At 67.2% G+C, this 12,428-nt stretch carries 7 protein-coding genes; 6 read left to right on the top strand and 1 reads right to left on the bottom strand.

Annotated features, from left to right (window positions below; all coding sequences use genetic code 11):
• Positions 1 to 1,671, bottom strand: coding sequence for a PspC domain-containing protein (locus HMPREF1478_RS07690; RefSeq protein ID WP_232207454.1), 1,671 nt, complete (start codon positions 1,669 to 1,671; stop codon positions 1 to 3).
• Positions 1,672 to 1,930: 259 nt separating this feature from the next.
• Between HMPREF1478_RS07690 and HMPREF1478_RS07685 the strand changes: the two genes are divergently transcribed.
• The 6 genes from HMPREF1478_RS07685 (at position 1,931) to sucD (ending at position 12,370) form a co-directional block, all read left to right on the top strand.
• Positions 1,931 to 3,121: an ATP-binding protein gene (locus HMPREF1478_RS07685; RefSeq protein WP_034475390.1), complete on the top strand. Its 1,191-nt coding sequence runs from the start codon at positions 1,931 to 1,933 to the stop codon at positions 3,119 to 3,121.
• On the top strand, positions 3,118 to 3,768 hold the full coding sequence (locus tag HMPREF1478_RS07680; protein ID WP_016461521.1) for a LuxR C-terminal-related transcriptional regulator: 651 nt from the start codon (positions 3,118 to 3,120) through the stop codon (positions 3,766 to 3,768). Before HMPREF1478_RS07685 ends, HMPREF1478_RS07680 begins: the two co-directional genes overlap by 4 nt.
• A gap of 133 nt (positions 3,769 to 3,901) precedes the next feature.
• Positions 3,902 to 5,392 (top strand): DUF1846 domain-containing protein, encoded by a 1,491-nt coding sequence (locus HMPREF1478_RS07675; RefSeq protein ID WP_016461520.1) that lies wholly within the window; start codon positions 3,902 to 3,904, stop codon positions 5,390 to 5,392.
• A 137-nt stretch (positions 5,393 to 5,529) separates the two neighbouring features.
• Positions 5,530 to 8,346 (top strand): UvrD-helicase domain-containing protein, encoded by a 2,817-nt coding sequence (locus HMPREF1478_RS07670; protein ID WP_016461519.1) that lies wholly within the window; start codon positions 5,530 to 5,532, stop codon positions 8,344 to 8,346.
• Between the two features lie 1,888 nt (positions 8,347 to 10,234).
• Positions 10,235 to 11,422, top strand: a complete 1,188-nt coding sequence (gene sucC, locus HMPREF1478_RS07665; RefSeq protein ID WP_016461517.1) for an ADP-forming succinate--CoA ligase subunit beta — start codon at positions 10,235 to 10,237, stop codon at positions 11,420 to 11,422.
• A gap of 27 nt (positions 11,423 to 11,449) precedes the next feature.
• Entirely contained in the window at positions 11,450 to 12,370 is a 921-nt protein-coding gene (sucD, locus tag HMPREF1478_RS07660; protein WP_016461516.1) for a succinate--CoA ligase subunit alpha, read from the top strand.
• Positions 12,371 to 12,428 lie beyond the last annotated feature (58 nt).

Below are 12,428 nucleotides of genomic sequence, written 5' to 3'. Positions count from 1 at the left end.
TCAGTTACCCGACTGGGAGCCGGTAGGGGTGGGGGATGGAGAGGTGCTCGGAGTCGTCGAGGGGGTTGCCGAGGGCGTGGCAGCGGGTGCCGGCGTGGAACCCCAGGTGCCCGAGGCGTCAGGGGACTGCACGATCGTCAGCGTGTCGATGTCCGCGTCGTCGGTAATGAGGATCGTGATGCCGCCGAGGGAGGGCTTTCCCCAGGAGGGGGAGGTGGCGGTCGCCCCCGCGCAGTTGTTCAGCGCGGACGCCCAGCCGTCGCCGTCCATGTTGGTGGACAGGTCGTCGATGCTGGACTGACAGATGATCTGCACGGGCTGGCCCTCGGCCATCTGAATGGTGAGTCGGCTCCAGGCCTGCCAGTCGACCGTGATCGTCTTGGTCGTGCCCACGGGTGCGCCGGTCAGGTCGAGCGTGGTCGAGCTGGTCGGGTTGCCTCCGCTGACCTTGTCGACCGTCCAGTCGAGCGTCGTCTGAGTGCCGACGATTCCTGGGCGAACGTTGATGTGGAAATCGGTCGGGCGGGCGGCCTGGGTGCCGATGGCCGCGGTGGGAAACGCCATGATGATGCCGATGACCGACAGGGCGGTGAGCCATCCCGCGCTGCGGTCGCGCAGGGCCGCAATCGCCAGGGAGAGCCCGACGACAAGCAGGCACACGCCGCCACCAATGGTGATGATGCGGGCGATCGTCTGCCCCTCGGTCTCACCGGTAATGAAGGGGATCGACAGGCCCTTATCCGCCCAGTACAGTCCGGCGAAAACAGCAGCTGTGATGAGCGTCAGCAGGCCCGTGATCGCCAGGTTCACGCGACCGGAAACGGTGCGGGGGCGATGCGTCGGCGTGGGCGGAACGTTCCATCGACGAGGCGTGGGCGCGCTCGCGGGAGGCGTCCAGCCCGGGTGGGGCACGGAGGCGGTAGCAGCGGCCGGACGCGGTCCGGCCTGCGGGCTGGTGGCGCCGGCGGGGGAGGACTGGAAATCGCTCGGAACGCCGTACGCGGGGAAACCTGCGGGACCCTGCTCGGGCTTCATGCCCGGATCCGGCTCCCCCGTGCCGTCAGCGGCCGGGGTAGCTGGTGCAAAAGGGACGGAGGTGCCCGCCGCGTTCGGGGTGGGGGCAGCCGACGGGGCGTTGTTTCGTGGAGCCTCGTAGTGGGCGGCCCCGTACGAGGGCCGCTGCTGGCCCGCGCCCTGTGTGCTAGAGCGCAGCAGAACCACGATGACGGCCGCAATGCCCGTCAGGCAGAGAAACCCGATGAGGAGCGTGAACCATCCGAGTCCCATGATGCCGAAGATGCCGATATCGGAGAAGATCGAGGAGACAGAGGCGAGAATCATCAGGGCGCCGCCGAGGACGGCAACGTCGAAGCGCCCCTCGATGGTCTCTTCGACGTGAATGCGACCATCCTCAGCCTCGGGCAGGAGCAGCCAGGCGAGCCCGTAGACGAGGACAACGACCGGCATGAAGAACGCGGTGACCACCACGAGGACGCGCACGAGCGACAGGTCCCACCCCTGATGGGCGGAGATACCCGAGCAGACGCCTCCGAGAACACGGGGCTTCGCGCGGTACCACCCGGAGCCTCGGATGGACTCGAAGATACCGCTGCGGGGCGGGCGCTGCTGGTACTGAGCACTCGGGTCTGTTGTGCCGTTCGACCAACTCATCATGCACTTCCTCTCGATGGGATCCACGCGGCGTGGATCGATACCACTACTCAACCAAAGAATGGGTACGCCGCGACAGTAGGGGACCCCCTGAATGACCCCTGATTGTGCTGGGGGTATCCCGGGGAGTGCCCCTGGGGCATGCCACAATGGGAGCGTGAGCAGACCCGTGAATTCCCCCCGTCCGGGGTGGACTCCGCCGATTCCGGCGCCTCCCAGCAGGCCCCCGCTCGTGCGCGCGACCGCCTCGAGCCCGGACATGCCGGCCCCTTGGCTGGGCGGCGTGTGCTCGGGTCTGGCCGTACACCTGCGGCTGTCGGCCGCGGTCGTGCGCGTCCTGTTCATCTGCCTCGCCGCGTTCGGCGTGGGCATCGGCGTCTACCTGTGGCTGTGGGTGACGGTCCCCGAGGATTCCCCGGAGCGAAGCGGGGAGGGCACGCTCAGCCCCGGCCTCGTCCGGCTGCGTGAAGAACGCGCCGCCCAGGTGTCGCGCAACCGCTTGATTGTCGTCGGCGTGGCCCTGATCGTGGCCGCGATCGCGGGTACCGTCTTGAACGCGACGGGCACCCTGGACTGGCGAGATATGGGGGCCATCGTTTCGATCATCGCGGGCATTGCGCTCGTGTGGAGCCAGAGCCGCAACGTGGGCTCCTGGCGTTCCGTGCGCTTCGTCGGGGCTGTCTTCGGCGGCATCGTGCTGCTGGCGCTCGGCGTCGTGATGGTCGCTTCGCGCGATAATCCGCCCGTCATCCTGCTGCGCGGTGGTCTCATCGGGGCTGCTCTGGTGGCGGGCGTGCTCTTCGCCCTCGTCCCCATGTGGCTGCGCACCACGAAGGATCTCTCGCAGGCTCAGGCGCAGCGCGTGCGTGAAGCCGAGCGCGCCGACATCGCCGCTCACCTGCACGACTCGGTGCTCCAGGCCCTCACCCTGATCCGCGCCTCCGCCGAGGACCCGGCCCGCGTGCGCGCCATCGCCCTCACCGAGGAGCGCGAACTGCGTGCTTGGCTGTACACGGGCCACGCGCAGGCCGCCGATTCCCTCGAAGCAGCCGTCACCGAGGCCGTCGTTGGCGTCGAGAGTCGCTACGGCGTGCCGATCAGTGTCGTCGTCGTCGGCGACATGCGCCCGGGTCCCGGTGAGCTTGCCCTCGTCGCGGCTCTGGCCGAGGCCTGCCAAAACGCCGTGCGTCACGGCGCCCCGCCCGTCTCCGTCTACGTCGAAGTACGCCCCCGAGCCATCGAGGCCTTCGTCAAGGACAACGGCGAAGGATTCGACCCCGCCACCATCGCCGCCGACCGCCACGGCGTGCGCGACTCTATCGTCGGGCGTATGCGCCGAGCAGGGGGAAGCGCCACGATCAGGCGTCTCGCCCGCGGAACCGAAATTGCTCTGAGCGTGCCGCGCTCCGATATCCTGGAAGAAACAGCGCCCACCGGGAGGACACAGTGACCATCCGCATCCTCGTTATCGACGACCACCCCATGGTGCGCGCAGGAGTGCGCGCCGAGCTTGAAAATTCCGGGGCTGACCTGGAAGTCGTCGGCGACGCGTCCGACGTCGAGGGTGCCATCGCAGCCTGCCGCACGCTCACCCCGGACGTCGCCCTCCTCGACGTGCACCTGCCCGGTGGCAACGGCGGAGGCGGGGCCGAAGTGGCCAGCTCCTGCCGCGACATTGAGGGCCTGCACTTCCTCGCGCTATCCGTCTCCGACGCCGCCGAGGACGTCGTCCAAGTTATCCGGGCGGGCGCCCGCGGATACGTCACCAAGTCGATCTCCACCCCCGACCTCGTCGAGGCCATCGGACGAGTCGCCGCCGGGGACGCCGCCTTCAGCCCGCGCCTGGCCGGCTTCGTCCTGGATGCCTTCGGGACCGGTGAGGTTTCCACGACCGACAGTGAGCTGGACCTGCTGTCGGCGCGCGAACAGGAAGTCATGCGCCTCATCGCCCGCGGCTACACCTACAAAGAAGTCGCCCACGACCTCTTCATCTCCATCAAGACCGTCGAAACCCACGTGAGCGCGGTCCTGCGCAAGCTCCAGCTCTCCAACCGCAACGAGCTGACGCGTTGGGCGATGCAGCGACACATCGTGTGAGGTCGGACCCCTTTCGTGCGTGCCATCCGTAAAGTGATGCGCCGCCGCCCTTACAATGGAACCCCGAGGGCGCGACTGCGCCTGCCCGCCCCGCACGGACGGCCTCTTCTATTTCTGCGACCTCGGAGGATGCATGCACCGCATCGGTTTTGACAGTGATCAGTACGTCGAGATGCAGTCTCGACACATCGCCCAGCGACGCAGCGAATTCGGCGGCAAGCTCTACCTGGAGTTTGGCGGCAAGCTGATCGACGACATGCACGCCTCGCGTGTCCTTCCGGGTTTTACGCCCGATAACAAGGTGCGCATGCTGCGCGAACTGGCCGACGAGGTTGAGATCATCGTCGCCGTCAACGCCAAGGATTTCGCGCGCCGCAAGGTCCGCGCCGACATGGGCACCACCTACGACGATGAGGTTCTGCGCCAGATCGACGAGTTCCGTGAGCGCGGCCTGTACGTCGGGTCCGTCGTCATCACCCAGTGGACGGACGACAACAAGGCGGCCGCCGAGGTCAAGGAACGCTTCGAGAAGCTCGGCATCCGCGTCTACCGACACTTCCCGATCCCCGGCTACCCCTCGGACGTTGAGCGCATCGTCTCCGATGAGGGCTACGGCGCGAACGAGTACGTGGAGACCACCCGCGACCTGATCGTCGTGACCGCCCCCGGCCCGGGTTCCGGCAAGATGGCGACCTGCCTGTCGCAGCTCTACCACGACCACAAGCGCGGGATCGAGTCGGGGTACGCGAAGTGGGAGACCTTCCCGATCTGGAACATTGCGCTGGATCACCCGGTGAACATCGCCTACGAGGCGGCCACCGCCGACCTCGACGACGTCAACATGATCGATCCCTTCCACCTGGAGGCGTACGGGATCAAGACGGTCAACTACAACCGCGACGTGGAAATCTTCCCCGTCTTGAACCGCCTGTTCGAGAAGATCCTCGGCTCCTCCCCCTACAAGAGCCCCACGGACATGGGCGTCAACATGGCGGGCCACTGCATCGTGGACGACGAGGCCTGCGCGGAGGCTTCGCGTCAGGAGATCATTCGCCGCTACTACAAGGCGCTCGTCACCGAGAAGAAGGAAATGAGCGAGCCCGTGCAGTCGGCGCGCATCTCCCTGCTGATGAGCCGCGTGGGCGTGGGGCGCATGGACCGCCCGGTCGTTCGCCCCACCCTCGAGCTGGCCGAGGCGACGGGCGAGCCGGCCGCAGCGATCGAGCTGCCCGACGGCCAGATCGTCACGGGTAAGACGTCGGCGCTGCTGGGCTGCTCCTCGGCGATGCTGCTCAACGCCCTCAAGAAGCTCGCGGGGCTGCCCGACGAGGTCCAGCTGCTGGCTCCCCAGTCGATCGAGCCGATCCAGCGCCTCAAGACCCACGACCTGGGCTCGCGCAACCCGCGCCTGCACACTGACGAGGTCCTCATCGCGCTCGCGGTTAGTGCTAACGGCGACGACAATGCGCGCCGCGCCCTGGATAAGCTCAGCTCGCTGCGCGACTGCGACGTTCACGAGTCGGTCATCCTGGGTCCCGTGGACGAGGGCATCTTCCGTTCCCTCGGCATCCAGGTGACGACGGAGCCGGTCTACGCGACGAAGTCGCTGTACCGCAAGAAGTAATCGCTTCGACGAGGCCGGGGTTTCCACCGCGTATGAGCGCGGGGAGGCCCCGGCCTCGTTGTGTGCTGCCTTTCGTGGTTGGCGCCACCCGGGGCGGGAGTCGCAGGTGAGGGTGGGGCGGTTTACCCTTGGAGGCGATGAGTGACTCGACTTCTTTGCCTGACCTTGGTTTCCTGATCGGCCCCGACGGGGGTTTCCAGGACGACTACGTGCCGCCGGAGGTGCCCGCCTTTGACGTGGAGGATGCCTTGGGCTCCGACGCGTGGCCGGAGATCGCCGTGCCGGGTGGGGCATCGGGTGCACCGTCGGCGTGGGAGCCTCCCGCGGCCTCGGGCGGTTTTTCGTCGGGCTGGGAGCGTCCCTCGCGCCCGAGCGTCGACCCCGAGTCGCTGACGCGCGGCCTCAACGATCGCCAGCGCGAGGCCGTGACGCACGCGGGTTCGCCGCTGCTGATCCTGGCCGGCGCGGGCTCTGGCAAGACGCGCGTGCTCACGCACCGTATCGCCTACCTGCTGGCCACGGGACGCGCGCGGGCGGGGGAAATCCTGGCGATCACGTTCACGAACAAGGCGGCGGCCGAGATGCGCGAGCGCGCGGGCGCCCTCGTGGGCGACGACGCGCGCCGCATGTGGGTGTCGACCTTCCACTCGGCGTGCGTGCGCCTGCTGCGCTACGAACATGAGGCAGCCGGGCTGTCCTCGTCGTTTACGATCTACGACGCCCAGGATTCCCAGCGCCTCATCCAGATGGTCCTCAAAGCCCAGGACGTGGACATCAAACGCTTCACCCCAAAGATGGTGGCGGCGCGCATTTCGGACGCGAAGAACGAGCTGATCGGCCCGGCGCGCTATGCCCAGACGGCGGGCAAGGACCCTGTCTCGCGCATCGTTGCGGACGCCTACGTCGAGTACGACAAGCGTATGCGCGCCTCGAACGCGCTGGACTTCGACGACCTCATCATGCGCACGGTCGACCTGCTGCGCGAGAACCCGCTGATCGCCGAGCACTACCACCGGCGCTTCCGCCACATCCTCGTCGACGAGTACCAGGACACCAACCACGCGCAGTACGTCCTCGTGCGCGCCCTCGTGGGGGATGGATCCGACGGGGTGACCCCCGCGGAGCTGACGGTCGTGGGCGACTCCGACCAGTCGATTTACGCCTTCCGAGGCGCCACGATCCGCAACATCGAGGAGTTCGAGCGCGACTTCACGGGCGCGCGCACGATCCTGCTCGAGCAGAACTACCGCTCGACGCAGAACATCCTGTCGGCCGCGAACGCGGTCATCGCCCGCAATACGGGGCGTCGCGCGAAAAACCTGTGGACGGCTTCGGGCGACGGCGCGCTCATCACGCTGGATGCCGCCGATTCCGAGCACGACGAGGCCCGCTTCGTCGTCGGCGAGATCGACCGCCTCGCGGACTCCGGCGTCGAATGGGGCGACATCGCGGTCTTCTACCGCACGAACGCGCAGTCCCGCGCGCTGGAGGAACTCCTCGTGCGCCAGGGCATCCCGTACCGCGTCGTCGGCGGCACACGCTTCTACGAGCGCCGCGAAATCAAGGACGCCCTGGCGTACCTCCAGGTCATCTCCAACCCCGACGACACGGTCGCGGCCCGCCGCGTCCTCAACGTCCCCAAGCGAGGCATCGGCGCGAAGGCCGAAGAAGCCATCGCCGCGCACGCCGCCCGCTACGGAATCTCCTTCGGCGCGGCCTTGCGCCACCTCTGGCTACACGCAGGCTGCCCCGCGGGTGAGGGCGAGGGGATCGACATCGACGCGCTCGCACGCTCTACGTCCCCGGACGAGGCCTCGGCTGATTCTTCGGTGTCCGCCTCCTCGGGTGAGGTGGCGGGGGAGAACCCCGCTGTGAGCGCGGCTGCGGATGAGAGCGTGGCTGCGGCCCCGGCCTCGTTGCCTACCGAGAATGCGACCGAGGCGGTTCCTGAGGTCCTCGGGATTACCCCGCGTGCCGCGAAGTCGGCGGCAGCATTCTGGGGACTCATCGAAACCCTGCGTGCCGCGGAGGCCCGAGGCGCGTCGCAGGCCGACATCCTCGAAGAGGTCTTGGACCGCACCGGCTACCTGGCGGAGCTGCGCCGCAGCGAGGACCCGCAGGATGCCTCGCGCGTGGAAAACCTGGCAGAACTGCACTCGGTCGCGGGAGCCTTCGCGGCCGACGCTCCGGGTGGAACCCTCGCGGATTTCCTCGAGCGCGTCGCCCTCGTGGCCGACTCGGACCAGGTGCCCGCAGAGGGCGAGCGCAGCGGGCAGGTCACCCTCATGACCGTGCACACCGCGAAGGGCCTCGAATTCCCCGTCGTGTTCGTCACCGGCATGGAGGATGGGACCTTCCCGCACCAGCGCAGCCTCGGGGATGAGAACGAGCTGGAGGAGGAACGCCGCCTGGCGTATGTGGCCATCACGCGGGCACGCGAACGTCTCTACTTGACGCGCGCGGCCGTACGCAGCGCCTGGGGGACTCCGCAGGAGATGCCGCCCTCACGGTTCCTCGACGACATTCCCGCGGAGCTCCTCGACGTGCGCCGCGCGGCCACGTCGGGGGAGCGCATGCGCGCGTCCTACGGGGGCTCCTACGGGTCCGGATCGTACGGCTCGGGTGCCTACGGGCGTTCCCGTAGCTCCGAGGGACGCGACCCGTGGGGTGACACCGACACGGGTGCCTTCGGCTCCGGACGTGGCGGCGCCTCCGCGCAGTCTGCGGGGGTACGCAAGGTGACGCGCATGGGCGTGGCTCCTGCCACCAAACCCGCCGAGGACAAGCCAGTGCTCTCCCTCAAGGTCGGCGACCGCATCAAGCACGCCACCCTGGGCGCCGGCACCGTTACCGGCATCGAAGGTGAGGGGCCGCGCACCGTGGCCCGCATCCGCTTCGGCCTGGGCGAGAAGCGCCTGCTCGTGCGCATGGCTCCGATGGAGAAGATCTCCTAGCGTTTCCCGGCTAAATCCCAGCGCTGCTCGGCCTGCTTGTGGTCCCACGGGTGTTCCGGGCGCTGCGTGGCCTATCTCGTGGGCCGGGCTGCTTGATGCACCCGTGGGCGGTGGCCCGCCCGCGAGCCGTCCGCGCCGCGAGCCTTCGGCTCGGCGCGTCGCCTCGAAGCCCGGCCAGGCCCTGCCGCCGCCCACGGGCGCCGCGACCGGGCCATCCGGCCCCTCCGGCGTCCTCCGTGCCTGTGGGTCAGTGGCGTGGTGCTGGGTCCTGACTGTATCTCGGTAATTTCGCATGCAATTCCCCTGAGTGTATTTCAAGTATTGAAGTCTAATCGTTGATATTCTGCGGTTTTTGAGCGTGCGTCGATCCATGTCGTGGGGGAATTGCATGCGAAATTTGCTTGGGCCGGGTGTTGCTGTTGTTTGTGGATACTGTGTCCGGGTCCCGTTATCCATTGGCACTGCAGCCAGGCCCCGCCTCGAAGCCCGGCCAAGCCCTCCGGATCCTCCGGCGCCCTCCATGACTGTGGGCCTGGTCGTGGCATGGTGCTGAGTCCTGACTGCATCTCGGTAATTTCGCATGCAATTCCCCTGAGCGTATTTCAAGTATTGAAGTCTAATCGTTGATATTCTGCGGTTTTTGAGCGTGCATCGATTCGTGTCGTGGGGGAATTGCATGCGAAATTTGCTTGGGCGGGGTGTTGCTGTTGTTTGTGGATACTGCGGCCGGGTCCGCCACCGCCCACCGGCGCCGCGGCCAGGCCCTTCGGCGCCCTCCATGCCTGTGGGCCTGGTGTCCTGTTGTGTTGGCGAGCCCCATCTCTGCCTCGCATACGGTACAAAATTCTCCCTGCTCGGCTTCTTGGTGGTGACAACGGTATAAAACTCTCCCTGCATGTAGAAAAAGCGCCAAATTGAGCCATTTCGGGCGAGCAGGGAGAGTTTTGTACCGGACATGCGGTGAGAAGGGGTGTGCGGGGAGAGTTTTGTACCGAAGCGGCGCGGCGTGGTTCTTGTTGGGCGAGATTTGTTTCGTCGTGGCGCCCTGCCGTGTGTGCAGTTGCCGGGCGTCCGCCACCGACCGGCGCCCCATCCTGGCCCTCCCGCCCCTGCAGCGCGCTCGATACTGGTAGCGGTGGGGGTTTTGCGCCATGCGAAGCGCTGCGTCGGCGTGTCGCCGGCGTGTCGCAGCTCTAATGATGCAATTCCCCCCGCTTGGCGGCAGCGCGGGCACTGTTCGAGGTGGTATGGCGCCCAAACCGCAGACCACCTCGCCAAAAAACGGTGGAAAAGCACTGTTGGGGGCGAAGTGGTCTGCGTTTTGGGCAGTTCCCGGGGGTATGGGTTGCTCGCGCACATTGTCGGGCGCCTGGACAGGGTGGTAGCGACCCGCCAGCCACATTGTGCATTCGCACGTTAACCGCTGAGTGTGCGCGTAAACCCCTTGATACGCACGTAAACCCCTCGACATGCACGTGGGCGGCGCTGCCCACACGCATACCATCGGGCCCACATCCGACTTATCGGGCCCACGTGCGAGTTGTCGGGCCCACGTGCGAGTTGTCGGGCCCACGTGCGACTTGTCGGGACCCGCATGACGCCGAGTCGCGCCGTGAGAGCTGGATTCGTTACCGTGGGAGTGATCATGCGGGGCAGTGGGAACGCCCTGCCTGCCCCAACGAGGTCGGCAACCACCCCGACGAGCCCTGCAACCCACCCGGGCAACCCACCCGAGCAACCCACCCGCAACGCAAAGCGACGTCAAAGGAAAAGCGCGCTCGGGTCAAGGGCGTGACAAGCCTTCATAATGTAAGGAAATGGCGCGTTTGTGCCGGTTGCACGGTAGAATTATTGCGCTGACCACACCACGTTCAACGGAGGGAATAAGGTGGATCTCTACGAGTACCAGGCCCGGCAGATGTTCAAGGAGCACGGCGTGCCCGTGCTCGACTACCGCCTGGCGTCGACCCCCGAAGAGGCGCGCGAGGGTGCGCGCGAGCTGCTCGCGGAGGGTGCGTCGCTGCTGGTTGTCAAGGCCCAGGTGAAGACCGGTGGCCGCGGCAAGGCTGGCGGCGTCAAGCTCGCCCACACCGCCGACGAGGCCTACGAGAAGGCTGAGGCGATTCTCGGCCTCGATATCAAGGGCCATATCGTCAAGAAGGTCATGATCGCTGTCGGCGCGGACATCGCCGCCGAATACTACTTCTCGATCCTGCTGGATCGCTCGAACCGCCGCCACCTGGCGATGTGCTCGCGCGAGGGCGGCATGGATATTGAGACTCTCGCCAAGGAACGCCCCGAGGCCCTCGCCCGCGTCCCGCTGGATCCGGTCGTTGGCATTGACGCTGAGGTCGCCCGCCACATCGCGAAGGAGGCGGGCTTCGACGAGGAAACCACCGAGGCCATCGCCCCCGTCCTCGAAACCCTGTGGACCGTCTACCGCGATGAGGATGCGACTCTGGTTGAGGTCAACCCGCTCGTCTCCAGTCCCGATGGCTCCGTGTGGGCGGTCGACGGCAAGGTGACTCTCGACGACAACGCCCGCTTCCGTCACCCGGGCCACGCTGAGCTTGTGGACGTGGCCGCGCAGGATCCGCGCGAGGCCGCAGCGAAGGCGGCTGGTCTCAACTACGTGCGCCTGGAGGGCCAGGTCGGCATCATCGGTAACGGCGCGGGCCTCGTCATGTCGACGCTCGACGTGGTTGCGATGGCCGGCGAGGAGTTCGGCGGTATGAAGCCCGCGAACTTCCTGGACATCGGCGGCGGCGCCTCGGCCGAGGTCATGGCCAAGGGCCTGGATATCATCCTCGGCGACGAGCAGGTTCGCTCCGTGTTCGTCAACGTTTTCGGCGGCATCACCGCGTGCGACCAGGTCGCCCGAGGCATCATCGGCGCGCTTGAGACGCTGGGTGATGCGGCCTCCAAGCCGCTCGTTGTGCGTCTCGACGGTAACAAGGTCGAGGAGGGGCGCGCGATCCTCGCGGAGGCCGCGCATCCGCTTGTCCACATGGAAGAGACGATGGACGGTGCAGCCCGGCGTGCGGCCGAGCTCGCAGCCCAGGCCTCGTCGAAGTAACGACCCGAGAATTCCAGGAGAATCACCATGACTATCTTCGTCAACTCTGACACCCGGGTCATCGTCCAGGGCATGACCGGCGCCGAGGGCCGCAAGCACACTCAGCGCATGCTCAGCTCGGGCACGACCATCGTGGGCGGCACGAATCCGCGCAAGGCTGGCACGACCGTCACGTTCGACGTGCAGGGCTACGGCCCGGGGGCCGACAAGGTCACCGACGGCCAGGTCGAGATCCCCGTCTTCGGCACGGTCGCCGAGGCCCGCGAGGCCACCGGCGCGAACGCCTCCGTTATCTTCGTGCCCCCGGCCTTCGCGAAGGGCGCTGCCCTCGAGGCTATCGAGGCGGGTATTGAGACGATCGTCCTCATCACCGAGGGCATTCCCGTCCAGGATTCCACGATCGTCGTCGAGCGCGCGCTCGCGGCGGGCGTGCGCCTGATCGGCCCGAACTGCCCCGGCATCATCTCGCCCGGACAGGCGAACCTGGGCATCACCCCGGCGGATATTACGGGTCCGGGCCGCCTCGGCCTCGTCTCCAAGTCGGGCACGCTGACCTACCAGCTCATGTACGAGCTGCGAGATTTCGGCTTCACGACGTGCCTCGGCATCGGCGGCGATCCGGTCGTGGGTACGACTCACATCGATGCGCTGGCGGCTTTTGAGGCGGATCCCGATACGGATCTCGTCATCATGATCGGCGAGATCGGCGGCGACGCCGAGGAGCGCGCGGCCGCGTGGATCCAGGAGAACATGACGAAGCCTGTCGTCGCCTACATCGCGGGATTCACCGCGCCTGAGGGTAAGACGATGGGCCACGCGGGCGCGATCGTGTCCGGTTCGTCGGGCACGGCTGCCGCGAAGGCGGAGGCGCTCGAGGCCGTGGGCGTGCGCGTGGGTCGCACGCCTTCGCAGACGGCGCAGATCGCTCGAGAGATTCTCTCGCGCTAACGTCACAGCACGAATCGGCCCGGGGTCGGCGCGCAGCGTCGCGGCCCCGGGCCGATTC

The organism is Actinomyces sp. HPA0247, from assembly GCA_000411415.1.
Lineage (GTDB): Bacteria > Actinomycetota > Actinomycetes > Actinomycetales > Actinomycetaceae > Pauljensenia.
Note: the sequence above shows the minus strand (reverse complement) of the source record. Positions and strands in the feature narration are given on the sequence as shown.